Origin of the sequence: Pseudomonas granadensis (genome assembly GCF_900105485.1) — a bacterium.
Taxonomy (GTDB): Bacteria; Pseudomonadota; Gammaproteobacteria; order Pseudomonadales; family Pseudomonadaceae; genus Aquipseudomonas; species Aquipseudomonas granadensis.
Genome location: NZ_LT629778.1, coordinates 3,806,232 through 3,831,987, shown reverse-complemented (window position 1 = coordinate 3,831,987; position 25,756 = coordinate 3,806,232). Strand labels below are relative to the sequence as shown.

General features: G+C 57.5%; 21 protein-coding genes and 1 pseudogene. 21 read left to right on the top strand and 1 reads right to left on the bottom strand.

All coding sequences use genetic code 11. The annotated features are described in order from the left end of the window. Positions 1–109: 109 nt before the first annotated feature. The 19 genes from gyrA to BLU52_RS16800 all read left to right on the top strand — a co-directional run bounded on the left by gyrA (position 110) and on the right by BLU52_RS16800 (position 21,805). A complete protein-coding gene (gene gyrA, locus BLU52_RS16890) occupies positions 110–2,884 on the top strand; it encodes a DNA gyrase subunit A (RefSeq protein ID WP_090285063.1) in 2,775 nt (924 codons plus the stop codon). 251 nt (positions 2,885–3,135) lie between these two features. Further along, positions 3,136–4,221 carry a 3-phosphoserine/phosphohydroxythreonine transaminase gene (gene serC, locus BLU52_RS16885; RefSeq protein ID WP_090288602.1) on the top strand — a complete coding sequence of 362 codons (1,086 nt, stop codon included), beginning with the start codon at positions 3,136–3,138 and terminating at the stop codon, positions 4,219–4,221. After that, positions 4,221–5,315, top strand: a complete 1,095-nt coding sequence (gene pheA / locus BLU52_RS16880; RefSeq protein WP_016770924.1) for a prephenate dehydratase — start codon at positions 4,221–4,223, stop codon at positions 5,313–5,315. Before serC ends, pheA begins: the two co-directional genes overlap by 1 nt. Positions 5,316–5,327: 12 nt before the next feature. After that, positions 5,328–6,440: a histidinol-phosphate transaminase gene (hisC, locus tag BLU52_RS16875; protein ID WP_090285061.1), complete on the top strand. Its 1,113-nt coding sequence runs from the start codon at positions 5,328–5,330 to the stop codon at positions 6,438–6,440. A 28-nt stretch (positions 6,441–6,468) separates the two neighbouring features. Continuing rightward, on the top strand, positions 6,469–8,676 hold the full coding sequence (locus BLU52_RS16870) for a bifunctional prephenate dehydrogenase/3-phosphoshikimate 1-carboxyvinyltransferase (protein ID WP_231987978.1): 2,208 nt from the start codon (positions 6,469–6,471) through the stop codon (positions 8,674–8,676). Then, positions 8,673–9,362, top strand: a complete 690-nt coding sequence (gene cmk, locus BLU52_RS16865) for a (d)CMP kinase (RefSeq protein ID WP_024013869.1) — start codon at positions 8,673–8,675, stop codon at positions 9,360–9,362. Before BLU52_RS16870 ends, cmk begins: the two co-directional genes overlap by 4 nt. Positions 9,363–9,481: 119 nt before the next feature. Beyond that, positions 9,482–11,167: a 30S ribosomal protein S1 gene (rpsA, locus tag BLU52_RS16860; protein ID WP_016770920.1), complete on the top strand. Its 1,686-nt coding sequence runs from the start codon at positions 9,482–9,484 to the stop codon at positions 11,165–11,167. 195 nt (positions 11,168–11,362) lie between these two features. Next, a complete protein-coding gene (locus tag BLU52_RS16855; protein ID WP_090285057.1) occupies positions 11,363–11,641 on the top strand; it encodes a hypothetical protein in 279 nt (92 codons plus the stop codon). A 153-nt stretch (positions 11,642–11,794) separates the two neighbouring features. After that, on the top strand, positions 11,795–12,091 hold the full coding sequence (gene ihfB / locus BLU52_RS16850) for an integration host factor subunit beta (protein ID WP_003189779.1): 297 nt from the start codon (positions 11,795–11,797) through the stop codon (positions 12,089–12,091). 27 nt (positions 12,092–12,118) lie between these two features. Further along, positions 12,119–12,358, top strand: a complete 240-nt coding sequence (locus tag BLU52_RS16845) for a lipopolysaccharide assembly protein LapA domain-containing protein (RefSeq protein ID WP_090285055.1) — start codon at positions 12,119–12,121, stop codon at positions 12,356–12,358. Between the two features lie 226 nt (positions 12,359–12,584). Next, the gene (gene rfbB / locus BLU52_RS16840; RefSeq protein WP_090285053.1) at positions 12,585–13,661 is read left to right on the top strand and encodes a dTDP-glucose 4,6-dehydratase; all 1,077 of its coding nucleotides are present in this window, start codon (positions 12,585–12,587) and stop codon (positions 13,659–13,661) included. Further along, positions 13,658–14,551 (top strand): dTDP-4-dehydrorhamnose reductase, encoded by an 894-nt coding sequence (gene rfbD / locus BLU52_RS16835; protein ID WP_090285051.1) that lies wholly within the window; start codon positions 13,658–13,660, stop codon positions 14,549–14,551. Before rfbB ends, rfbD begins: the two co-directional genes overlap by 4 nt. Continuing rightward, complete coding sequence (gene rfbA / locus BLU52_RS16830; protein ID WP_090285049.1) at positions 14,548–15,438, top strand: glucose-1-phosphate thymidylyltransferase RfbA; 891 nt, start codon at positions 14,548–14,550, stop codon at positions 15,436–15,438. The genes rfbD and rfbA overlap by 4 nt, the downstream gene beginning before the upstream one ends. Before the next feature lie 49 nt (positions 15,439–15,487). Next, entirely contained in the window at positions 15,488–16,411 is a 924-nt protein-coding gene (locus tag BLU52_RS16825; RefSeq protein ID WP_090285047.1) for a glycosyltransferase, read from the top strand. Next, the gene (locus BLU52_RS16820) at positions 16,408–17,367 is read left to right on the top strand and encodes a UDP-glucose 4-epimerase family protein (RefSeq protein ID WP_090285045.1); all 960 of its coding nucleotides are present in this window, start codon (positions 16,408–16,410) and stop codon (positions 17,365–17,367) included. Before BLU52_RS16825 ends, BLU52_RS16820 begins: the two co-directional genes overlap by 4 nt. Continuing rightward, positions 17,364–18,380, top strand: a complete 1,017-nt coding sequence (locus tag BLU52_RS16815; protein ID WP_090285043.1) for an MraY family glycosyltransferase — start codon at positions 17,364–17,366, stop codon at positions 18,378–18,380. The genes BLU52_RS16820 and BLU52_RS16815 overlap by 4 nt, the downstream gene beginning before the upstream one ends. A gap of 214 nt (positions 18,381–18,594) precedes the next feature. Further along, the gene (locus BLU52_RS16810) at positions 18,595–19,686 is read left to right on the top strand and encodes an acyltransferase family protein (RefSeq protein WP_090285041.1); all 1,092 of its coding nucleotides are present in this window, start codon (positions 18,595–18,597) and stop codon (positions 19,684–19,686) included. Positions 19,687–19,757: 71 nt separating this feature from the next. Next, positions 19,758–20,546 (top strand): ABC transporter permease, encoded by a 789-nt coding sequence (locus BLU52_RS16805; protein WP_090285039.1) that lies wholly within the window; start codon positions 19,758–19,760, stop codon positions 20,544–20,546. Continuing rightward, positions 20,546–21,805, top strand: a complete 1,260-nt coding sequence (locus BLU52_RS16800; protein WP_090285037.1) for an ABC transporter ATP-binding protein — start codon at positions 20,546–20,548, stop codon at positions 21,803–21,805. Before BLU52_RS16805 ends, BLU52_RS16800 begins: the two co-directional genes overlap by 1 nt. On the opposite strand, the gene BLU52_RS27010 is transcribed toward BLU52_RS16800, so the two are convergent. Continuing rightward, positions 21,776–22,075, bottom strand: coding sequence for a hypothetical protein (locus tag BLU52_RS27010; RefSeq protein ID WP_231987977.1), 300 nt, complete (start codon positions 22,073–22,075; stop codon positions 21,776–21,778). The genes BLU52_RS16800 and BLU52_RS27010 overlap by 30 nt on opposite strands. Between BLU52_RS27010 and BLU52_RS27305 the strand changes: the two are divergent. Both BLU52_RS27305 and BLU52_RS16795 read left to right on the top strand, forming a co-directional pair. Further along, positions 22,001–22,168, top strand: a pseudogene (locus BLU52_RS27305) (sugar O-acetyltransferase); the annotation flags it as partial. The gene BLU52_RS27010 and the pseudogene BLU52_RS27305 overlap by 75 nt on opposite strands. Then, positions 22,169–25,711, top strand: coding sequence for a glycosyltransferase (locus BLU52_RS16795; RefSeq protein ID WP_231987976.1), 3,543 nt, complete (start codon positions 22,169–22,171; stop codon positions 25,709–25,711). Positions 25,712–25,756 lie beyond the last annotated feature (45 nt).

The following is a 25,756-nucleotide window of genomic DNA, read 5'->3' as shown; positions in this document are numbered from 1 at the left end:
ATGTTGATTTGTCGTAAGTCGGCGCATGGCACCCGGCCTGCCCCGACGAGCTTCGTTGCTCCCACATGGATATGACGAAGTTTCACCAGAAAAAGGAATCAGGCTTCTCATGGGCGAACTGGCCAAAGAAATCCTCCCGGTCAATATCGAAGACGAGCTGAAACAGTCCTACCTCGACTACGCAATGAGCGTAATCGTCGGCCGAGCACTGCCGGACGCGCGCGATGGCCTCAAGCCCGTGCACCGTCGCGTGCTGTTCGCGATGAGCGAGCTGGGCAACGACTTCAACAAGCCGTACAAGAAATCTGCCCGTGTCGTCGGCGACGTGATCGGTAAGTATCACCCGCACGGTGACACTGCCGTGTACGACACCATCGTTCGTATGGCCCAGCCGTTCTCCCTGCGTTACCTGCTGGTCGACGGCCAGGGCAACTTCGGTTCTGTCGACGGCGACAATGCCGCGGCCATGCGATACACCGAAGTGCGCATGACCAAGCTGGCGCACGAGCTGCTGGCCGACCTGCACAAGGAAACCGTGGACTGGGTGCCGAACTACGACGGCACCGAACTGATCCCGGCGGTCATGCCGACCCGCGTACCGAACCTGCTGGTCAACGGTTCCAGCGGTATCGCCGTGGGCATGGCGACCAACATCCCGCCGCACAACCTCGGTGAAGTCATCGACGGTTGCCTGGCGCTCATCGACAACCCCGAGCTGACCGTCGACGAGCTGATGCAATACATTCCCGGTCCGGACTTCCCGACCGCGGCGATCATCAACGGTCGCGCCGGCATCATCGAAGCCTACCGTACCGGTCGTGGGCGCATTTACATGCGCGCCCGCTCGATCATCGAAGACATCGACAAGGTCGGTGGCCGTCAGCAGATCGTCATCACCGAACTCCCTTACCAGCTGAACAAGGCGCGCTTGATCGAGAAGATCGCCGAGCTGGTCAAAGAGAAGAAGCTCGAAGGCATCACCGAACTGCGGGACGAGTCCGACAAGGACGGTATGCGCGTGGTAATCGAGCTGCGTCGCGGTGAAGTGCCTGAGGTGATCCTCAACAACCTCTACGCCCAGACCCAGCTGCAGTCGGTATTCGGCATCAACATTGTGGCGCTGATCGACGGCCGCCCGCGCATCCTTAATCTCAAGGATCTGCTCGAAGCGTTCGTTCGTCATCGTCGCGAAGTCGTCACCCGCCGTACGGTGTTCGAACTGCGCAAGGCCCGCGAGCGTGGTCACATTCTCGAAGGCCAGGCCGTTGCCCTGTCGAACATCGACCCGGTCATCGCCCTGATCAAGGCTTCGCCGACGCCGTCGGAAGCCAAGGAAGCGCTGGTCAGCACACCGTGGGAATCCTCGGCAGTGGTGGCCATGGTCGAGCGTGCCGGTGCCGATTCGTGCCGTCCGGAAAACCTCGATCCGCAATACGGTCTGCGCGAAGGCAAGTACTTCCTGTCGCCGGAACAGGCGCAAGCCATTCTCGAACTGCGTCTGCACCGTCTGACCGGTCTGGAGCACGAAAAGCTGCTGGCCGAGTATCAAGAGATCCTCAACCAGATCGGCGAGCTGATTCGTATCCTCAACAGCGCCGTGCGCCTGATGGAAGTGATCCGCGAAGAGCTGGAAGTGATCCGCGCCGAATACGGCGATCAGCGCCGCACCGAAATCCTCGATGCGCGTCTCGACCTGACCCTGGGCGACATGATCCCGGAAGAAGAGCGCGTGGTGACCATCTCCCACGGCGGCTACGCCAAGACCCAGCCATTGGCGGCGTATCAGGCGCAGCGTCGTGGCGGCAAAGGCAAATCGGCCACCGGCGTCAAGGATGAGGACTACATCGCTCACCTGCTGGTTGCCAACAGCCACACCACGCTGCTGCTGTTCTCCAGCAAGGGCAAGGTGTACTGGCTCAAGACCTACGAGATCCCGGAAGCGTCCCGCGCCGCCCGTGGTCGTCCGCTGGTCAACCTGCTGCCGCTGAGTGAAGGCGAGTACATCACCACCATGCTGCCGGTCGATCTCGAAGCCATGAAGCGTCAGGCTGATGAAGAAGAAGCCGAAGGCGTCGAGGCTGATGTAGAAGAGATCGAAAACAGCAACGAAACCGACGAAGAGCGCCGCGCACGCATCAAGGCTGCCGATCGCAAGAAAGCGCCGTTCATCTTCATGTCGACTGCCAACGGTACCGTGAAGAAGACCCCGCTGGTGGCCTTCAGCCGTCAGCGCAGCGTCGGTCTGATCGCGCTGGAGCTGGACGAAGGCGACATCCTGATCTCCGCCGCCATTACCGATGGCGAGCAGGAAATCATGCTGTTCTCCGACGGCGGCAAGGTCACCCGCTTCAAGGAATCCGAAGTCCGCGCCATGGGCCGTACCGCTCGCGGTGTTCGCGGCATGCGTCTGCCGGAAGGGCAAAAGCTGATTTCCATGCTGATTCCGGAAGAAGGCAGCCAGATTCTCACCGCTTCCGAGCGCGGTTATGGCAAGCGCACGGCGATCACCGAGTTCCCTGAGTACAAGCGTGGCGGTCAGGGCGTTATCGCCATGGTCAGCAACGAGCGTAACGGCCGACTGGTCGGCGCGGTGCAGGTGCAGGACGGTGAAGAAATCATGCTGATCTCCGATCAGGGCACCCTGGTGCGCACCCGTGTCGACGAAGTGTCGAGCCTGGGTCGTAACACTCAAGGTGTAACGCTGATCAAACTGGCCAAGGATGAAACCCTGGTCGGCCTTGAGCGGGTTCAGGAGCCTTCGGAAATCGAAGGTGAAGAGCTTGAAGGTGAAGAGGGCGAGGAATTCGAGGGCACCGTCGGTATCGACGAGGCCGCAGATGACCAGCAACTCGACGCCGCAGCTGACGAAGAGCCGCAAGAATAAGCGGACAAACGAGGGGGCGGATGAAAATTCGCCCCCTCGTTATTTGTCCGGTATGAAATATCGTCAGGCAAGGAGATCCCCTGTAGGAGTGAGCCTGCTCGCGATAGCGGTGTGTCAGATAAGCATTCGTTGACTGACGCACCGCTATCGCGAGCAGGCTCACTCCTGCACTGGAAAGCGTTTCATCGCCCTTCCAGTGTCGACGATCGATACGATTTAATGCGTGATATCAAATCAGAGCGAGATTGGATGTGAGCAAGCGAGCCTATAACTTCTGCGCCGGTCCTGCGGCGTTGCCTGAAGCTGTTCTGCAGCGCGCCCAGGGTGAACTCCTTGATTGGCATGGCAAGGGTCTGTCGGTCATGGAAATGAGCCATCGCAGCGATGAGTTCGTGTCCATCGCGACCCAGGCCGAGCAGGATCTGCGTGACCTGCTGAATATCCCGTCGAACTACAAAGTGCTGTTCCTGCAGGGCGGCGCCAGCCAGCAATTCGCCCAGATTCCGTTGAATCTGCTGCCTGAAGGCGGCTCGGCCGACTACATCGACACCGGTATCTGGTCGCAGAAAGCCATCGAAGAAGCTTCGCGCTACGGTCATGTCAACGTCGCCGCGACCGCCAAGCCTTACGACTATTTCGCCATTCCCGGCCAGAACGAGTGGAACCTGTCGAAAGACGCCGCTTACGTTCACTACGCGCCGAACGAAACCATCGGCGGTCTGGAATTCCAGTGGATCCCGGAAACCGGCGACGTGCCGCTGGTGGCCGACATGTCTTCGGACATCCTCTCGCGCCCGGTCGACATCTCGCGTTTCGGCATGATCTACGCCGGCGCGCAGAAGAACATCGGCCCGAGCGGCATCGTCGTCAACATCATTCGTGAAGACCTGCTCGGCAAGGCCCGCGCGCTGTGCCCGACCATGCTCAACTACAAGGTCGCGGCCGATAACGGCTCGATGTACAACACGCCGCCGACCCTCGCCTGGTACCTCTCCGGTCTGGTGTTCCAGTGGCTGAAGGAGCAGGGCGGCGTCGACGCGATCGCTAAACTGAACGACGTCAAGCAGCGCACCCTGTACGATTTCATCGACGCCAGCGGCCTCTACAGCAACCCGATCAACAAGTCGGATCGCTCGTGGATGAACGTGCCGTTCCGTCTGGCCGATGATCGTCTGGACAAGCCGTTCCTCGCCGGCGCCGACGAGCGCGGTCTGCTCAACCTCAAGGGCCACCGCTCGGTGGGCGGCATGCGCGCCTCCATCTACAACGCCGTCGACCTCAACGCGGTCAACGCGCTGGTGGCCTACATGGCTGAATTCGAGAAGGAACACGGCTGATGTCCGAGCAAGAACTCAAGGCACTGCGCGTTCGCATCGACGCTCTGGACACCAAGGTCCTGGAGCTGATCAGTGAGCGTGCGCGTTGCGCCCAGGAAGTTGCGCGCGTGAAGATGGCCTCGCTGGCCGAAGGCGAAGTGCCGGTGTTCTATCGTCCCGAGCGCGAAGCTCAGGTGCTCAAGCGGGTGATGGAGCGCAATCAGGGGCCGCTGGGCAACGAAGAGATGGCGCGGCTGTTCCGCGAAATCATGTCGTCGTGCCTGGCGCTGGAGCAGCCACTTAAAGTGGCGTACCTCGGCCCTGAAGGCACCTTCACCCAAGCGGCGGCGATGAAGCATTTCGGCCACGCGGTGATCAGCAAACCGATGGCGGCAATCGATGAAGTGTTCCGCGAAGTGGCGGCCGGTGCGGTGAATTTTGGCGTGGTCCCGGTGGAAAACTCTACCGAAGGTGCGGTCAATCACACCCTCGACAGTTTTCTCGAGCACGACATGGTGATCTGCGGCGAAGTCGAGCTGCGCATTCACCATCATTTGTTGGTCGGTGAGAACACCAAGACCGACAGCATCAGCCGAATCTATTCCCACGCGCAGTCGCTGGCCCAGTGCCGCAAGTGGCTGGATGCGCATTACCCGAATGTCGAGCGCGTCGCGGTGTCGAGCAACGCCGAAGCGGCCAAGCGGGTCAAGGGCGAGTGGAATTCGGCGGCGATTGCCGGCGACATGGCGGCGGGCCTGTATGGCCTGACGCGTCTGGCCGAGAAGATCGAGGATCGCCCGGACAACTCCACGCGCTTCCTGATGATCGGTAACCAGGAAGTGCCGCCGACCGGCGACGACAAGACGTCGATCATTGTGTCCATGAGCAACAAGCCCGGCGCGCTGCACGAGCTGCTGGTGCCGTTCCATGACAACGGGATCGACCTGACCCGCATCGAAACCCGTCCGTCGCGCAGCGGCAAATGGACGTATGTGTTTTTCATCGACTTCGTCGGCCATCACCGCGATCCGTTGATCAAGGGTGTGCTGGAAAAGATCAGTCAGGAAGCGGTAGCACTCAAAGTGCTGGGTTCCTACCCGAAAGCAGTTCTCTAAGGGCGGTAGCAAATGAGTGGCAACTTCCTCGCTCTGGCACAGCCGGGCGTGCAACAACTTTCGCCGTACGTTCCGGGCAAGCCTGTGGACGAACTGGCGCGCGAGCTGGATCTGGATCCGGCAAAAATCGTCAAACTGGCGAGCAACGAAAACCCGCTGGGCGCCAGCCCGAAAGCTTTGGCGGCAATTCGCGAAGAGCTGACAGAACTGACCCGTTACCCGGACGGCAACGGTTTCGCGCTGAAATCTATGCTGGCCGAGCAATGCCGCGTCGAGCTGAATCAGGTCACCCTGGGCAACGGCTCCAACGACATTCTCGAGCTGGTTGCCCGCGCCTATCTGGCGCCGGGCCTGAATGCCGTGTTCAGCGAGCACGCTTTCGCTGTATATCCGATTGCTACCCAAGCCGTCGGTGCGCAAGCCAAAGTAGTACCCGCGAAGGATTGGGGGCATGACCTGCCCGCCATGCTCGCGGCCATCGACGCCAATACCCGCGTGGTGTTCATCGCCAACCCGAACAACCCGACCGGTACCTGGTTTGGCGCCGAGGCGCTGGACGAGTTTCTGCAGGACGTGCCGGAACATGTGCTGGTGGTGCTCGACGAGGCTTACATCGAATATGCCGAAGGCAGCGATCTGCCGGACGGCCTCGATTTTCTCGCGGCCTATCCGAATCTGCTGGTGTCGCGCACGTTCTCCAAGGCCTACGGTCTGGCGGCGCTGCGCGTTGGCTACGCACTGTCCACCCCGGTAGTGGCCGACGTGCTGAATCGTGTGCGCCAGCCGTTCAACGTCAACAGCCTCGCCCTGGCGGCCGCCTGTGCCGCGTTGAAGGACGAGGAATATCTGGCGCAAAGCCGTCAGCTCAACGAGGCAGGCATGCGGCAGTTGCAAGCTGGTTTGCGTGAGCTGGGGCTGGGCTGGATCGAATCCAAAGGCAACTTCATCTGCGTCGATCTCGCTCAGGTCGCGGCTCCGGTGTTTCAGGGCTTGCTGCGCGAAGGCGTGATCGTGCGTCCGGTGGCCAACTACGGCATGCCGAACCACCTGCGGGTGACCATCGGTCTGCCGGCGGAAAACAGCCGCTTCCTCGAAGCGCTGCGCAAGGTTCTGGCTCGTGGTTGATGTCACCGCACTGCAATCTGCTGCACCTATGATCGGGCGCCTTGTGGTGGTCGGTCTGGGGTTGATCGGTGGTTCGTTTGCCAAAGGCTTGCGTGAAAGCGGTGTCTGCCGCGAAGTGGTCGGGGTCGATCTCGACCCTCAATCGCGCAAGCTGGCGGTCGAGTTGGGTGTGGTTGATCGCTGCGAAGACGACTTGGCCGCTGCCTGCCAAGGCGCTGACGTGATTCAGTTGGCAGTGCCGATCCTGGCCATGGAAAAACTGCTCGCGCGTCTGGCGGGCATGGATCTGGGGCAGGCGATTCTCACTGATGTCGGCAGCGCCAAGGGCAATGTGGTGCGTGCGGCAAACGAAGCGTTCGGCGGCATGCCGGTGCGTTTCGTGCCGGGGCATCCGATCGCCGGGTCCGAGCAGAGCGGGGTAGAGGCGTCCAATGGCGAGTTGTTCCGTCGTCATAAGGTGATCCTCACGCCGCTTGAGCAGACGGATCCGGCCGCATTGGCTGTGGTCGATCGTCTGTGGCGCGAATTGGGTGCCGACGTCGAGCACATGCAGGTCGAACGGCACGATGAAGTGCTGGCAGCGACCAGCCATCTGCCGCACCTGCTGGCCTTCGGGCTGGTCGATTCATTGGCCAAGCGCAATGAAAATCTTGAGATCTTCCGTTACGCTGCGGGCGGTTTCCGCGATTTCACAAGAATCGCCGGAAGCGACCCGGTGATGTGGCACGACATCTTTCTCGCCAATCGCGAGGCTGTCCTGCGCACACTCGATACATTTCGCAGCGACCTCGACGCCTTGCGCGACGCGGTCGATGCAGGGGATGGGCACCAATTGTTGGGCGTCTTCACGCGCGCCCGGGTTGCCCGCGAGCATTTCAGTAAAATCCTGGCCCGCAGGGCCTATGTGGACGCTATGAATTCCAACGATCTGATCTTCCTGGCTCAACCTGGTGGCCGCCTGTCCGGTCGGATTCGCGTACCGGGTGACAAATCGATTTCCCACCGTTCGATCATGCTCGGCTCGCTGGCCGAAGGCGTCACCGAAGTCGAAGGGTTCCTTGAGGGCGAAGACGCCCTGGCGACCTTGCAGGCGTTCCGCGACATGGGCGTGGTCATCGAGGGCCCGCACCACGGCCGCGTGACCATTCACGGTGTCGGCCTGCACGGCCTGAAACCTGCGCCGGGGCCGATCTATCTGGGCAACTCCGGTACCTCGATGCGTCTGCTGTCCGGCCTGCTGGCGGCGCAGAACTTCGACAGCACCCTGACCGGCGATGCGTCGCTGTCCAAGCGCCCGATGAATCGGGTGGCCAATCCACTGCGTGAAATGGGCGCGGTGATTGAAACCGCAGCAGAAGGTCGTCCACCGATGACCATTCGCGGCGGCAACAAGCTCAAAGGTCTGACGTACACCATGCCGATGGCCAGTGCCCAGGTGAAATCCTGCCTGCTGCTTGCCGGTCTGTACGCCGAAGGCAAAACCACTGTGACCGAGCCGGCGCCAACCCGTGACCACACCGAGCGCATGTTGCGCGGTTTCGGTTACCCGGTGAGCGTCGAAGGTGCTACGGCTTCGGTTGAATCCGGTGGCAAGCTGACCGCGACTCATATCGAAGTGCCGGGCGATATTTCTTCGTCGGCGTTCTTCCTGGTGGCGGCATCGATTGCCGAAGGTTCCGAGCTGGTGCTTGAACACGTCGGCATCAACCCGACCCGCACCGGCGTCATCGACATCCTGCGTCTGATGGGCGCGGACATCACTCTGGAAAACCAGCGTGAAGTCGGCGGCGAGCCTGTGGCTGACCTGCGCGTGCGCGCGGCGAAACTCAAAGGCATCGAGATTCCTGAAGAGCTGGTGCCGTTGGCCATCGATGAGTTTCCGGTGCTGTTCGTGGCGGCTGCATGCGCTGAAGGGCGTACCGTGCTGACCGGTGCCGAAGAGTTGCGGGTCAAGGAATCGGATCGGATTCAGGTGATGGCTGACGGCCTGTTGGCGCTGGGCGTAAAATGCCAGCCAACCCCGGACGGCATCATCATCGACGGCGGTCAGATCGGTGGCGGTGAAGTGCACGGTCACGGTGATCACCGTATCGCCATGGCCTTCAGCGTTGCCTCCTTGCGCGCCACTGCACCGATCCGCATCCATGATTGCGCCAACGTCGCGACGTCGTTCCCCAACTTCCTCGCGCTGTGCGGGCAAGTCGGTATTCGTGTGGCACAAGAGGCTCAGTCGTGAAAAACATTGCACCGGTCATCACCATCGATGGGCCAAGCGGCTCGGGCAAAGGCACCGTCGCCGGGATTCTGGCCAAGCGTCTGGGCTGGAACCTGCTGGATTCCGGTGCGCTTTATCGTTTGCTTGCATTCGCTGCGCACAACCATGGCGTCGACCTGACCAATGAAGAGCTGCTGAAAACATTGGCCGCTCATCTGGATGTGCAGTTCATCGCCGCGACCGAAGGTCAGTTGCAGCGGATCATTCTGGAAGGCGACGAAGTCAGCGATGTCATTCGTACTGAAAGCGTCGGCTCCGGCGCTTCGCAAGTGGCTGCGCTGCCTGCCGTGCGCGAGGCGCTGCTGCAGCGCCAGCGCGCATTCCAGGAGGCGCCGGGTCTGGTGGCCGATGGTCGCGACATGGGCACAGTGGTTTTTCCTGATGCGCCGCTGAAGATTTTCCTCACCGCCAGCGCCGAGGAGCGGGCGCGCCGTCGATATTTGCAGTTGAAGGGCAAAGTCGAGGGTGTTAGTCTGTCGAGTCTGCTAGATGAGATCCGTGCACGCGATGAGCGTGACACCCAGCGCGCAGTAGCCCCGCTCAAGCCGGCGGCCGACGCGATTCAGCTGGATTCCACGGAGCTTTCCATCGATCAGGTGCTTGAACGCATCATGAGCGAGATCGCCATTCGCGATATCGCCGGGTGACCAAGAAGGGCGCAGGGGACCAGTCATAGTCCTGCGTTGCTTCTTTTAAATGAAACTAACCCACACCGTCTGGGGTGTGGAGATGGGCGTTTACTTCGCCCTCATCTACAGGAATTAAAATGAGCGAAAGCTTTGCGGAACTCTTTGAAGAAAGCCTGAAAACCCTGAACCTTCAGGCAGGCTCCATCATCACCGGTGTTATCGTTGATATCGATTACCAGGCTCGCTGGGTAACCGTTCACGCTGGTCTGAAGTCTGAAGCACTCATCCCGCTTGAGCAGTTCTACAACGATGCTGGCGAACTGAACATCAACGTTGGTGATGAAGTTCACGTTGCTCTGGATTCGGTTGAAGACGGCTTTGGCGAAACCAAGCTGTCCCGTGAAAAAGCCAAGCGCGCTGAATGCTGGATCGTTCTGGAAGCAGCCTTCGCAGCCGAGGAAGTGGTCAAGGGCGTTATCAACGGTAAGGTTAAAGGCGGCTTCACTGTCGACGTTAACGGCATCCGTGCGTTCCTGCCAGGTTCCCTGGTTGACGTCCGTCCAGTGCGCGACACCACGCACCTGGAAGGCAAAGAGCTGGAATTCAAGGTCATCAAGCTGGACCAGAAGCGCAACAACGTTGTCGTTTCCCGTCGCAGCGTCCTCGAAGCCGAGAACTCCGCCGAGCGTGAAGCTCTGCTGGAATCCCTGCAGGAAGGCCAGCAAGTCAAAGGTATCGTCAAAAACCTCACCGATTACGGCGCATTCGTCGATCTGGGTGGCGTGGACGGCCTGCTGCACATCACCGACATGGCCTGGAAGCGCATCAAGCATCCTTCCGAGATCGTCAACGTTGGTGACGAGATCGACGTCAAGGTTCTGAAATACGATCGCGAGCGCAATCGTGTTTCCCTGGGCCTGAAGCAACTGGGCGAAGATCCATGGGTTGCTATCAAAGCCCGTTACCCAGAAGGCACTCGCGTTACCGCTCGTGTAACCAACCTGACCGACTACGGCTGCTTCGCTGAGCTGGAAGAAGGCGTTGAAGGTCTGGTACACGTTTCGGAAATGGACTGGACCAACAAGAACATCCACCCTTCGAAAGTCGTACAAGTCGGCGACGAAGTGGAAGTCATGGTTCTGGACATCGACGAAGAGCGTCGTCGTATCTCCCTGGGCATCAAGCAGTGCAAGTCGAACCCATGGGAAGACTTCTCTGGCCAGTTCAACAAGGGCGACAAGATCTCCGGCACCATCAAGTCGATCACCGATTTCGGTATCTTCATTGGTCTGGACGGCGGCATCGACGGTCTGGTTCACCTGTCCGACATCTCCTGGAACGAAGTGGGCGAAGAAGCCGTACGTCGTTTCAAGAAGGGCGACGAGCTGGACACCGTCATCCTGTCGGTTGACCCAGAGCGCGAGCGCATCTCCCTGGGCATCAAGCAACTGGAAAGCGATCCGTTCTCCGAATACGTTTCGGTTAACGACAAGGGCGCTATCGTGACCGGTACCGTGAAAGAAGTTGACGCCAAAGGCGCCATCATCGTTCTGGCCGACGACATCGAAGCTACCCTGAAAGCCTCCGAAATCAGCCGTGACCGCGTTGAAGACGCGCGCAACGTTCTGAAAGAAGGCCAGGAAGTTGAAGCCAAGATCATCAGCGTTGATCGCAAGAGCCGCGTAATCCAGCTCTCGATCAAGTCGAAAGACGATGCTGAAGAGAAAGAAGCCATCCAGAGCCTGAAAGCAGCTCCGGAAGGCGAAGCAGCTGACACCACCATGGCGGCACTGCTGCGTCAAGCAATGGCCAAACAGAACTGAGTTCTGCTTGATCATTAAAAAGGGCGACTTCGGTCGCCCTTTTTTGTGCCTGCGATTTGGTCTTTGTACGTCCGTGCATGAAACCAATGCCTTCGCTTGCGGGTCTGTTTCTTTAATCGGATCAATCGCCTATTCGCGACTAAGCTTGGTCTTGAGCGTGCAGTCGTCGGGCACTGGCCTGGCATAAGGAAGTGGATGAACAAGATTATTGTATTGGCAGCAGTGCTGGCGCTGGCCGGTTGTACCACCAGTGCGAAGACTCACGCAGTACGTGGTGTCAGCGGGATTGAGGTCGACTGCTCCGGCTTGGGTTCCGGTTGGGAGAAGTGTCAGAAGCGCGCGGCGAAGGAGTGCAAGGGTGCCGGTTACAAAGTCGTTACGAGGTCCGACGATGCCAAAGAGGAAGATGAATATCCGTTTGGCTTCAACCCTGCCGGCTATCTGACTCGGACCATGCTGGTGATCTGTCGTTGACTGCGCTGAAGTCCGACTCGTCGATCAGGTGCCCTGAAAATGGGCATTTTTACGTTGGCAAAGATATGTCAATCCCTGGGCTGTTCAAATTCTTCCGGGCATGCTAAAACCTTTCAAGCGCTGATCTAGCTGCTTGAAAAAGAAGGGAAAAATATGACGAAGTCGGAGTTGATCGAACGAATTGTCACCCATCAAGGGCTACTCTCATCCAAGGATGTGGAGCTGGCCATCAAGACCATGCTTGAACAAATGTCCCAATGTCTGGCCACCGGTGATCGCATCGAGATCCGCGGGTTTGGCAGCTTCTCCCTGCACTACCGAGCGCCGCGCGTCGGCCGTAATCCGAAGACCGGCCAGTCGGTCAGTCTGGACGGTAAATTCGTTCCGCATTTCAAGCCGGGCAAGGAATTGCGCGATCGAGTGAACGAAGAAGAGGAGGAGGGGGTTTGACAGTCGCTGTATTTCGGAGGGTTACTTATGCGTAACCTCAAGCGCATACTTCTTGGCGTTTTTATCCTTTTGCTGGTTTTGGTCATTCTGGCATTTGTCCTGGAGAACCAGCAGTCGGTGGCGTTATTGTTTCTGGGTTTGTCCGGTCCGCAGTTGCCGGTATCGTTGATCGTCGTATTGGCATTGCTGATTGGCATGCTGATCGGCCCGGTTCTCGGTTGGTTTCTGGGACGTACGTCCAAAGCGTCGCGTAAGCGGCTTGTCTGATAGCGGAAGGTGCGGGGCAGCTGTCCCAAATTGCGTCGCGACCTGTCTTTATCCGTTAGTAAAACCCTCATTAAGCTGTAAAATGCACCCCTTGTTCGACAGTGCGACACTGCCTGTCGATTCAGACTGACTCTGACGGATGCCAATTGCTTATGGCATCAGCATTCATGGATTAGACAGCGCTCCTTTCGGGGGCTATGTCTGCAGCTCAAGGGTATCGTTTCGCGTGAAAATTCTAGTTACCGGCGGCGCCGGGTTTATCGGCTCGGCAGTCATCCGTCACATCATCTCGAACACGACCGATTCCGTCGTTAATGTCGATAAGCTGACGTACGCTGGCAATCTGGAGTCTCTGGCCGAGGTCAGCCAGAATTCGCGTTACGCATTCGAGCGTGTCGACATCTGTGATCGTGATCAGATCGACCGGGTTCTGCGTGAGCATCAACCGGATGCAATCATGCATCTGGCTGCCGAATCTCATGTCGATCGCTCGATTTCCGGCCCTTCGGAATTTATTCAGACCAATATTATCGGCACCTACACGCTGCTTGAAGCCGCTCGCCATTACTGGGCTGCGCTGGACGTTGCGCGCAAAGCCAACTTCCGCTTCCACCATATTTCGACTGATGAGGTTTACGGAGACCTCGAGGGGCCCGAAGATCTTTTCACTGAAACCACGCCTTACCAGCCAAGCTCGCCTTATTCGGCAAGCAAGGCCAGTTCCGATCATCTGGTACGTGCCTGGGCTCGTACTTATGGCCTGCCGACACTGGTTACCAACTGCTCGAACAACTATGGCCCATGCCACTTCCCGGAGAAGTTGATCCCGCTGATCATTCTCAATGCACTGGAAGGCAAGCCGCTGCCCGTCTACGGCAAAGGCGACCAAGTGCGTGACTGGCTGTATGTGGAAGACCACGCTCGCGCCCTTTACAAAGTAGTCACCGAAGGCGTTATCGGTGAGACCTACAACATCGGCGGGCATAATGAAAAGCAGAATATCGAAGTGGTGCATACCTTGTGTGCATTGCTTGATGAGCTGCGGCCGGAATCCGCCCACCGCCCCCATGCCAGTTTGATCACCTACGTGCAAGACCGCCCAGGTCATGACCAGCGCTACGCGATCGATGCGGGCAAAATCCAGCGGGAACTTGGCTGGGCGCCTGAAGAAACGTTCGAAACCGGTATCCGCAAGACGGTCGAGTGGTACCTGAACAATGCCGAATGGGTAGAGCACGTGAAGAGCGGCAGCTATCAGCAGTGGATCGATCAAAACTACGCAGATCGTTCGAATAAAGCATGAAAATCCTTCTGTTGGGAAAGAATGGCCAGGTGGGCTGGGAATTGCAGCGCTCTCTGGCGCCACTCGGTGAGTTGGTCGCACTTGATCGTCAACCGCTGGGAGGGCTGAGCGGAGATCTTGCGAGCCTTGAATCCTTGCGCTCGACAATCCGGCAGATAGCGCCTGACGTCATTGTCAATGCCGCTGCCTATACTGCCGTCGACAAGGCTGAATCAGAAACCGAGCTGGCCAGTCGCATCAACGGCCTGGCGACTGGCGTCATGGCTGAAGAAGCCGCCGCGTCTGGCGCCTGGCTGGTCCATTACTCAACGGATTATGTTTTCAATGGACAGGGTGTGACGCCATGGCTGGAGACGGATCCTGTTGCACCGGTCAATCATTACGGCGCCAGCAAGCTCGCCGGCGAGCAGGCAATCATTGCATCAGGGTGCAAACACTTGGTCTTTCGTACCAGTTGGGTATACGGAGCCCGCGGGAATAACTTTGCCAAGACCATGCTGCGCCTGGCGAAGGACCGTGAAACCCTGAGCGTGATCGCCGATCAGATCGGCGCGCCGACTGGCGCAGATCTGATCGCCGACGTCACGGCTGTGGCGCTCCGCCAGGTTATGGATCAGCAACATCTGTCGGGTTTGTATCACCTGGCTGCTGCCGGTGAGGTGTCCTGGCATGGTTACGCCACGCATGTGATCGAATTCGCTCAGGCCAACGGAGAGCAGCTCACCGTGAAAGCCGTTGATCCGATCGAAACCACAGCCTATCCGACACCTGCACGCCGCCCCTTGAATTCACGCTTGAATACTCAGAAGCTGCGCGACAATTTTTCTCTGCACTTGCCGGATTGGCAAAGTGGTGTAACCCGAATGCTTATGGAAGTTCTGAACAAATGACCACGACAAATCGTAAAGGCATCATCCTCGCCGGCGGCTCGGGCACGCGCCTGCATCCGCTGACTCTCGGCGTTTCGAAACAGATGCTGCCGATCTACGACAAGCCGATGATCTTTTATCCGCTGTCTGTGCTGATGCTCGCAGGCATGCGCGAAATTCTGATTATTTCCACGCCTGAAGATTTGCCCTGCTTTCGCAAGTTGCTCGGCGATGGCAGTACCTACGGTATCAAGCTCACCTATGCCGAACAGCCAAGTCCGGACGGCCTGGCTCAGGCGTTCATCATTGGCGAGGAGTTCATCGGCGAGGATCCTTGCTGCCTGATACTCGGCGACAACATCTTTTACGGTCAGCACTTTTCCGACAATTTGCGCGCCGCGACCGATCAAACACACGGTGCGACGGTGTTCGGTTATCACGTTTCCGATCCCGAGCGTTTTGGTGTGGTGGAGTTTGACGCAACGGGGCGTGCGCTGAGTATCGAAGAGAAACCCGTCAAGCCAAAATCCAACTACGCGGTGACCGGTCTGTACTTCTACGACAATCAGGTTGTCGAGATCGCCAAGAGCATCAAGCCTTCGCCGCGTGGCGAGCTGGAAATTACCGATATCAACCAGGCCTACCTCGAGCGCAAATCGTTGAAGGTCGAGATGCTGGGCCGTGGATTTGCCTGGCTGGACACAGGCACACACGACTCCTTGCTGGAAGCCAGTCACTTCGTCCACACCATTGAGCAGCGCCAGGGCTTGAAGGTCGCCTGTCTCGAAGAGATCGCGTTCAACAACGGCTGGATTGAAGCGCAGCAGTTGGCAAAACAGGCGGACAGTCTGAAGAAAACCGGCTACGGCCAGTACTTGCAGAAATTGCTGGACTCCAGCACTCGCTGAGTCTTTGCGATCTCGCCCATGTTGTCAAAATCGTGCAAGCAGGAATGGAATGCCAGTAAGAACTCCCCGGGTTGCGGTTTTGCTGGCCGCTTACAATGGAATGCAATGGATCGAAGAGCAGATAGCTTCGATCCTGGGCCAGGTTGCGGTGCAGGTCAGTATTTACATCAGCGTCGATGCGTCCACTGACGGCACGGAGTCCTGGTGCGAAGAATTTGCGGCCAGGCACGCAAATGTAAACCTTCTGCCATGCGGCGAGCGTTTTGGAGGCGCGTCACGCAATTTCTTTCGACTGCTGCGTGATGTCGATTTGCGCGATTACGACTATATCTCCTTTGCTGATCAAGACGATATCTGGCATGACGACAAGCTGGAGCGGGCTATCGCCTCGTTGCGCGACACGGGTGCCGATGCCTGTTCCAGTAACGTCACGGCGTTCTGGGAAAACGGCAGCAGGCGTCTGATCCACAAGGCACAACCGCAAACGCGTTGGGATTTCCTTTTCGAAGCGGCCGGCCCCGGGTGCACTTATGTGCTGAGCGCGACGTTGGCTCATGCGATGAAGCAATCGATGCTGACACACTGGCAAGAACTGCAAGATGTCACCCTGCATGACTGGTATTGCTATGCCTTCGCTCGCAGTCATGGCTTTCGCTGGTACATTGATCCACGTCCTTCAATGGAATATCGGCAGCATGAAAACAATCAGGTCGGCGCCAACACCGGCCTGGGCACGATGATTGCGCGTTACAAGTCGGTTCATGACGGCTGGTGGTTTACCCAGGTTGCCTTGATCGCAAGACTGACAGACCGCACGACCGATCCGTTCGTCAGCAGCTGGCTGCAATTGCGCCGCTGGCAATTGATACGCCTTTCGTTTGCGTCGTGGCACTGCCGTCGGCGAATCAGGGATCGCATACTGTTTTTTCTGATTTGCTGGGGCACAGCGCTTGCAGGGAAGGCTGTCGGGTGAGTCCTTGTAAAGTACTGGTTACCGGTGCGAGGGGGTTCGTCGGTGAAGCGCTGGTGTTCCATCTACTGCTCGATCGCCGGTTCGCGCCCGTGGCAGCGGTGCGTGGCCCCACGCGTCTGCAAGGCCTGTGTCCGCTTGTACAACTTGAGCTTGGCTCAAGTTCTGCGGCGCAGCTGGCGGGTATCGACGTAGTCGTGCACGCAGCGGCGCGCGTGCATGTCATGCGCGAGACAGCGGATGATGCGCTCGCCGAATTTCGTCGCGTCAATGTCGATGCAACCCTGCAGCTGGCCCGATCGGCGGCGCAGGCCGGGGTCAAGCGGTTTGTTTACATCAGCTCGATCAAGGTCAACGGCGAACGTACCGCTTGCGGTCGCCCCTTTACGGCTGACGATGTGCCGGCTCCCGAGGACCCTTATGGCTTGAGCAAGCACGAAGCGGAGCAGGCTTTGCGTTCGTTTGGCCAGCAAACGGGCATGGAAATCGTGATCATCCGTCCACCGCTGGTTTACGGGCCGGGTGTGAAAGCCAACTTTCTCAGTCTGCTCAAAGTGCTTAACAAAGGCATTGTTTTGCCCTTGGGCGGCATCCGCAATCAGCGCAGTCTGGTGGCGATCGGTAATCTGGTGAGTCTGATCACCGCTTGCATCAATCACCCGGCCGCTGCCGGACAAACCTTTCTCGTCGGCGACGGCGACGATTTATCGACTCCGGTTTTGCTCAGGCGAATGGCATCGGCATTGCGGAAAAAGGTTCGCTTGTTACCCGTTCCGGCGAAATGGCTGCTGTTCTTCGCGGCAGTCGTTGGCCGGCGCAATGTTGCGCAGCGAATCTGTGAATCACTGCAAGTCGATATCAGCAAAAACGCTGCCTTGCTGGGCTGGGTGCCGCCGATTGACGTCGACACTGCTTTGCGGCGCACCGCGGACCATTTTCAGGGAACTCGAAAGAGATGATTTTTGCCGGCTTACTCACTTTGGTTTTTCTGCTGTCCTGGGCATTGACCCTGGGTTTGAGGCACTACGCGCTTTCCAAACGCTTGATGGATATCCCTAACGAGCGCAGCTCGCACACGGTGGCCACGCCGCGTGGCGGTGGTGTGGCAATCGTTGCCGCATTTCTGCTGGCGTTGCCTGTGCTGTATGGGCTGGAGCGGCTGGACCTGGCGACTTTTTGCGCGCTGTCGGGCAGCGGCTTGTTGGTGGCGATCATCGGATTCGCCGACGATCACGGGCATATTGCTGCCAGGTGGCGCCTGCTGGGGCATTTTTGCGCCGCCATCTGGGCATTGTTCTGGCTTGATGGACTGGCTCCGGTAGCCGTTTTCGGTTCGGTCGTCGATTTCGGATGGATCGGGAACCTGCTTGCCGTGGTGTATCTGGTGTGGATGCTCAATCTCTACAATTTCATGGATGGCATCGACGGGCTGGCAAGCGCCGAGGCGCTATGTGCTTGTCTGGGCAGTGCTTTGATCTACGTGGTTAGCGGGCATGCGGAACCGCTCTGGGGCGCGCTTTTATTGAGCGGTGCCGTGGCCGGGTTTCTCTGCTGGAACTATCCGCCGGCGCGCATCTTCATGGGCGACGCCGGCAGCGGATTTCTTGGCATGGCGCTGGGAATATTGTCCCTTGGCGCGGCCATCGTCGCCCCGGACTTGCTCTGGAGCTGGGTCATCCTGTTAGGCGTTTTCGTGGTGGACTCGACCTGGACGCTGTGCAGGCGCCTGCTCAATGGTGACAAGGTTTATCAAGCCCATCGCAGCCATGCGTATCAATATGCATCCCGACATTTCCAGAGCCACAAGACGGTCACCCTCGCTGTCGTTGCGATAAACCTGTTGTGGTTACTGCCTTGCGCGCTGTTGGTGGCGCTGGGTGTGGTCTCCGGTATCACCGGGTTGATCATCGCGTATGCACCATTGCTGTGGCTGGCGGCGAAATTTGGCGCAGGTACTCGGGAAACCGTTTGATTGAAGGGTGCGTGCCAGCGTGCTGCTTCGCTAGAGGCCTTGGCGGGCGTGGACCTTGATTAGGATAGTGGTATGATCGCCCCCCCGCGCAGGCCGAGCGGATGAGGCTGTCGCCAGTGGAGGTCAGACGGATCTGGCCTGGTAGGCATAGCCGGGAAATCTCTTAAAACATGTCAGTCAATTTGAGCAGTTCACAGTAGTGGAGCGGTAATAAATGCAGCATAAGGATAATAATTTAAACTTGCTTCGGCTGATTGCTGCGCTACTGGTCCTTTACGCCCACTCCTTCGCCTTTTACGGCAACCCGCCGGCCGGCTTTCTGGGGCTTGCCTCCTACGGCGGTCTGGGCATCGAAATTTTCTTCATCATCAGTGGTTATCTGATCGTCAAGAGTTGGGATTCCACACCTTCGGTGGGCAATTTCCTGATCAAGCGATCGTTGCGCATTTTTCCGGCATTGATCGTGGTCGTGCTGATCAGCATGTTCATTCTGGGGCCACTGTTTACCACCCTGACGATCAGTGAGTATTTTGCGCATCCGCAATTCTGGGGTTATCTGTCGAATATCATCCTGAGTCCGGTGTTCTACCTGCCCGGTGTCCTGGAGCATGCGCGCGTCCCCAATGCCGTCAACGGTTCGTTGTGGAGTCTGCCGGTAGAATTCTTCATGTACCTGGTCGTCGTCGCGCTCGGGCTGATCTTCAAGAGCGGTCGCTGGGTATATGCAGCAGCAACCGCAGGGTTCGCGCTGACCGTAATTTTCTGGTGCTGGCGTGGCGCGGAACTGGTGGTGGTCTATGGCACTGATGTCCGTAATATTTTCCTGACCGGCATCTATTTCATGATTGGTGCCTGTTACGCGAAGTGGCGGCTCGAGCGCTGGTTCAGTCTATCGGGTGTTTGCGTGCTGATCATGGCGACCATTCTGCTGGCGCCGTATGCCCCGGTCTCGAAGATCCTGCTCTGGATCAGCCTGCCTTACGTTGTCCTGGCTTATGGCTTGTCCAGCAGCCGTTTGGGCAGTTGGATCAATCGCGTGGGTGACTGCTCCTACGGTGTGTACATCTACGCTTTCCCGGTCCAGCAGTTTGTATTGCTGAAATTTCCCGAAATCTCCTATCCGCTTTACCTGTTTGTCACGATTGCCATCACGTTGGTGCTTGGTTATGCGTCCTGGCATCTGGTGGAAAAACGTGTGTTGAAATTCAAGCCCAGGGACAAGTCCAGGGCAGAGGTCGGCGCGCAGACAAAACCGGTTTTTGTGCCAGAGGCTGAAAGCCTGAAGCCGATGACCCCGGATCGTTAAATGGAAGCCATGATGTCGTGCGGTAGTTGTGAAACGGTGATGAACGAGATGGAAACGTCCGGAGATTTTCAATGAGTTGGCTCAGGGCAATGCTGGCGGACCGCAGGATTCTGGTTAGCCTGATTTCAAATGATCTTCGGGCTCGCTACCTGACTAACTATCTCGGATTTTTGTGGGTATTCATTCAACCCTGCGCGACCACATTGATTCTGTGGTTCGTGTTTCAGTTCGGGTTCAAGGCGGCTCCCCACGGAGATTTCCCTTTTGTCTTGTGGCTGGTGTGTGGCCTGGTTCCGTGGTTTTTCACCGTCGAAGCACTGAATTCCGGATGCACTGCGGTCAAGGAAAACAGTTTTCTGGTGAAGAAAATCGTTTTCAAGGTATCGCTGCTGCCGTTGGTCAAGCTTAGCTCGGCAGTGCTGGTACACGTGTTCTTCGTGTTCATCCTGTTGCTGCTCTTCGTTATCTACGGCTATGAGCCGAACCTTTACTGGTTGCAAGTCGCGTATTACATCGCCTGTCTGTTCATGCTGCTTCTGGCAATCGCCTGGATTACCAGCTCGGTGGTTATTTTCTTTCCCGACCTGAGCCAGTTGGTGGCGATGGCTACGCAGTTCGGGTTCTGGTTGACGCCTGTGTTCTGGGATATCGATGCGATTCAGGGCAGGGCAGCGTCGTATCTGCGGTTGAACCCGTTTGCGTACATTGTCGAAGGATTCAGAGACTCGCTCATACGTGATGTCTGGTTTTGGCAACGTCCGACCCAGACCCTGTTTTTCTGGGGCGTCATGATTGTCCTGATGTTCGTGGGCTGGCATACGTTCAGAAAGTTAAGACCTCATTTTGCGGATGTTTTGTGATGAATGCAGTGAACGAGAGCGCAATCAGCGTCCGAAACGTCAGTAAGGTCTACAGGCTTTACAACAAGCCGGTCGACAGGCTGGTCGAAGCTCTTTCGCTCTTTGGCAAGCATCGGCATCATGATTTTCATGCGCTGACCGATGTCTCTTTTACCGTCGAAAAAGGCCAGACAGTCGGTATTCTGGGAAAAAACGGCGCAGGTAAAAGTACCTTGCTGAAAATCCTCACCGGCGTGCTGACGCCCTCCAGCGGCGAGGTCACGGTTGTCGGTCGGGTAGCTTCCCTGCTGGAGTTGGGTGCAGGCTTCAATCCCGATTACACCGGCGTTGAGAACATTTATTTCCAGGGCTCCCTTATGGGTTACTCCCGTGAGGAAATGCAGACGCGGATCGCGGCGATTCTCGAGTTCGCCGATATTGGCGATTTCGTCAATCAGCCCGTTCGCATGTACAGCAGTGGCATGTTTGCGCGTCTGGCCTTTTCCGTGGCGATCAACGTCGAGCCGGATGTGCTGATCGTTGACGAAGCGCTAAGCGTCGGAGATGCGGGATTCCAGCTCAAATGCATGCTCAAGATGAAGCATATGCAAGAGCGTGGCACGACCATCCTGTTCGTTTCGCACGATACCCAGTCGGTCATTCGTTTCTGCCAGGCCGTCATTGTCATGCAGAACGGGCAGATCATCGACCACAGCACCGATGTGCTGACCGCGACCAAAAACTACGAAAAGAAAGTTCGCAACAGCAGTTCGGTGTCTGTCCCGGTGGTCGAAGAACAGCATGTCGATGTTTCCTACGACACCGAGTTGGGGGATATCTCGGAGGTCCGGTTCGGTTCCGGCGCGGCAAAGATCAATGCCGTCGACTTTTTCAGTGCCGATGGAACGCAGACCAGCCACTTCGAACCCACCGAAGATGTCACGATGCATTGCTATGTGCAGTCGTACGCACAACTCAAGGAAGTGGTCATGGGTTATTCCCTGCGCGATGCCAAAGGCGTCGATGTTGCCGGGGACAATACGTTGCTGGCCGGGTGTAAATTCGATCTGGATGCAGGCGCTTACAAGATCAGTTTTACCTTCCCGTTGAATGTTGCCCCGGGAGAATATTTTCTGTTTATCGGTATGGCGAGTCTGGACGGAGAACGCGTTGAGCTTGATCAACGTTGGCCGATGCGCAAAGTCAGCGTGTCCGGTGGACGTCAGATCGTGGGCGTTGCCTATTGCCCGTCAACTGTCAACGTAGTGAAGGTTGCTTGAATCATGCTTAAGATCGGTAATGCTGATATCGCTGACACAGTCAGGTTTCATGTCGACGAAGCGGCTGAGTGCATCATCGAGGACGGTGTGCAGTTGCGCGATAACGTCGTCATCGAATGCGGGGCGCAAGGCTACTTGCGTATCGGTTCGGGTACTGTCATCAATTGCGGTACCTGGATCAACGGCAGTGGCAAGGTGACCATCGGCAAGGATGTGTTGGTTGCGCCCAACGTTTCCATCACTTCGTCGGCCCATCGCTATGATTTGCACGCGCCCATCAAGAATCAGGGCCTGCGACTGGCTGAAGTCAGCATCGGCGATGATGTATGGATCGGTGCCAGCGCTTCGGTACTGGCCGGTGCCGTGATCGGCAACGGCTCCATCATCGCAGCCAACTCGGTGGTGAAATTCAATATCGAGCCTGAAAGCATCGCGGCGGGTGATCCCGCAGCCAAAGTCGCTTCGCGCAAATACAAACGCGTGGTTTTCTACACCTTGCCACTGGTGTTGAGAGAGCGCGCAACATTATTCAGCAGTATCGTTGACGTCTATCTGCCACTGGCCAACAAGTTCAGCGATGAAGGCTGGGAGTGCATCTTCGTTGGTTCTGATGAGCTCAAGGCTCAATACCCGGATTTCCGCCACGCGTGGATCAGTCCGTCTTCTTACGGGTGTGAGTACCCGGTGTCAGGTAATGCCCAGTGGCTGGAAGACTGGCGCTGCCTCCTCAATAAGCAGCCACTGAAATTCCATGATCATTTTGTCACTGCCTTGATCGACAACGTGGACCCGGATCTGGTGTTCTGCTGGAACTACGACGGTAGCCTCGAAACCGTGTGTGCGGCCAATGATGTGCCTTTGCTTTTCAATGAGCTGGGTATGTTGCGCGCGCCAAATCCAATGGCTTATTACTCGGACACCCGTGGGGTCAATGTACGCAGTGGATTTGCCGTCGAGCTTGCCGAGTATCGGCAGCAGACCGGCGCCCAACCGACCGAGGAGGCGCTGGAACGACTCGCGCAGATGGAAGAGAGTTATCGTCTGGAGGGAAATCAACAGCTGCCGACGGCTCTGATTCTGCTGCAGGTGCAGGATGACTCGAACATCATCATGGGCTCGCCTTTCGCAAGCATGGCCGAATACGTCGATCATGTGCTGACTGTCATCGGAAACAAGGATTACCGGGTGATTGTCAAACCGCATCCATTGGATGAGGTGCCTGAGTTGCCCGAACATGTCGAGGTGGCTGACAGGGAACACAGCATCACGCAATTGATTGCCAGCGCCGATGTGGTGTTCACGATCAACTCTTCGGCGGGTTTTGAAGCCGCCCTGGCTGGAAAGACTGTCTACGCGTTGGGTAAGGCGCCGTACAGCGGCACCGGTTTGACCATCGATGTGAAACAACCGCAGGATCTGGCATCCCACTGGCAAGCGAACGGTGCTGTCGCACCGTGCAGCCGGGAATTCCGGGCGTTGCTTCTGGACTTTGCGCAGTCCCGCTACTTTTTGAGCGAGGCGCAATTCATCGAGCCATCGGCGCACCTTTCGCGCTTGACCCGGACATCGGTCAGCGGTCAGACGAGGAATGCATTCGACGCGGAACTGGAAGTTTACCGTCAGCAGTCTTACATCACCTGGCTTGAAGACAAGGCGCTGGAGGTGCAGGCGGATCTGGCTGCGCTCAATCATACGTATCTGGACATGCAGGCCGAGCTGTCGGGTGTTCGCCACCAATTACATGAAACAAAAGAGCAACTTTCGGCGACGGATGACAGGCTCAGTCTGGTCCTGAGCGACAGGTATATGAATGACAACGACGAACTCATTCAGATGCAAAACCAGCTGCTCCTCGAGCAGGAACGACTGACGCAGCTTTTGCAGGCGCGTGAAGAGCAATTGCAGGCGCGCGAAGAGCAGATAGAGGTGCTCAAGTACGATCTCTGGAAGATTTATATCTCCAGATCGTGGCAAATCACCCGGCCGTTGCGCGGCGTTAGCCGTCTGGTTCTGCGCGGCTGGGGGAAAATTCAGCGCGTGGTCAGGAATCCGCGTGCCGTACTGCGCCCGGTTTACCAGAAATTCCCGGCGCTGATTGGCGTGCGCATGCGTGTGCGGCACCTGATCAAAAACGTGCAAGCGAAAATGATGCGGGCGATCAACTCCCGAAACAATCTCGCCGCCGTGCAAGCTATCGCGGATCGGCGTTTTGTCTACGCACCGACGTTGCCGGCGCTCGACGCGCAGCCCGTCATTGACGTCTCGATCGTGACCTATAACAGCAGCAAGTGGGTCGATGGATTCTTTGCATCGCTGACCGCGCAGGAATATCCGCTGCAAAAACTCAACCTGTGTTTTGTCGATAACGGCTCCAGCGACAATACGGTGGCCGAGCTGCAACGCTGGAAATCCACACTCGCGTCGCAAGTGGCGGGTTTTGAAGTGGTTCAGGGCAAAAACGTCGGCTTCGGTCTGGGACATGATCGGGCGATCAAGACCGGTCAATCCGAATGGATTCTGATCAGCAACATCGACATCGTGTTCGCGCCGCGATCCATCGCCAATGCGGTAGCGGCGGCAGGCAGCGATACCTCTGGAGCCGTTGCGTCATGGGAGTTGCGTCAGGCGCCCTACGAACATCCGAAATATTATGACCCGGTCACTCTGGAAACCAACTGGTCTTCCCATGCCTGCATCCTGGTCCGGCGCTCCGCTTACTTCAAGGTGGGCGGTTATGAGCATGAAATTTTCATGTATGGCGAAGATGTCGAATTGTCCTATCGATTCCGGTCTTTCGGTTACCAGTTGAAATACTGCCCGTCGGCAGTGGTTTACCACTACACCTACGAGCACGAGAACCATGTCAAGCCGATTCAGTTCACCGGCAGTACGTTGGCGAACGCTTATCTGCGCCTGCGTTATGGCGATATGAGCGACAAGTTCGGCGCGCTGGTCCTGCAAAGTGCTCTGTTGTTCCGCCCGGAAGTTTATGCTGGCGTTCGGCGTGATTTGATTGGCAACATCGGCAAAATCGTTCGCAAAGCGCCGCACTTTCTGTCGGGCAAGGGTTCCAGCAAGGAATCGTACTTCCCCTTCCGCGGGTTCGACTACGAAATGATTCGGGACGGCGCCTTCTGGACAATCGGTGAGCAACTCGACGAGATGCCGCTTGTCACGATCGTCACCCGAACTTATCGCAACCGCACCGAGTTTCTGCGTCAGGCGATCATCTCCGTACGCAATCAGACTTATCCGAACGTCGAGCTGGTGGTGGTTGAAGACGGCGGTGAGACGATGAAAGAGCTGGTGGCTGAGTTCCAGCAACAGCCGGGTCACCCGATCCGCTTCTACGGGATGGACAAAGTCGGTCGGTCCGTCACCGGCAACCATGGCCTCGAAATGGCCAAGGGTACTTACTGCATGTTCCTGGATGATGATGATCTGCTGTTCTCCGATCACGTCGAAGTGTTGATCGGAGCGCTGGCAAAAGATCACGAATCGGTGGCGGCCTATTCACTGGCCATGGAAGTCGGCACCATTACTGGCGTGGATGGACGTTACACCGAGACGAGTCATGAAACACCTTCCTACTTCAAACAGGAATACGACTACAACGTCCTGCTGGACCACAATTTCATTCCGATTCAGTCGCTACTCTTCAAGCGTGAGCTTTACTTGCAACGTGGCGGATTTGAGACCGATATGAGCAATCTTGAAGACTGGAACCTGTGGCTCAGATACGGTTTTGGCAACAAGTTTACTTACGTCGCGAAAACCACTTCCTTGTTCCGTACTCCGGCAGACCCGAATATCCGTCTGGAGCGGCACAAGTTGTTGCACGATGCTTACAACATAGCCAAGGGACGGGCAGCGAAATCCTGTGAGGGTTACACCGCGTCTGCATGATGCATCGCCTGATTAGTCAACTGGACAGCGCGAGCGATGACGCTG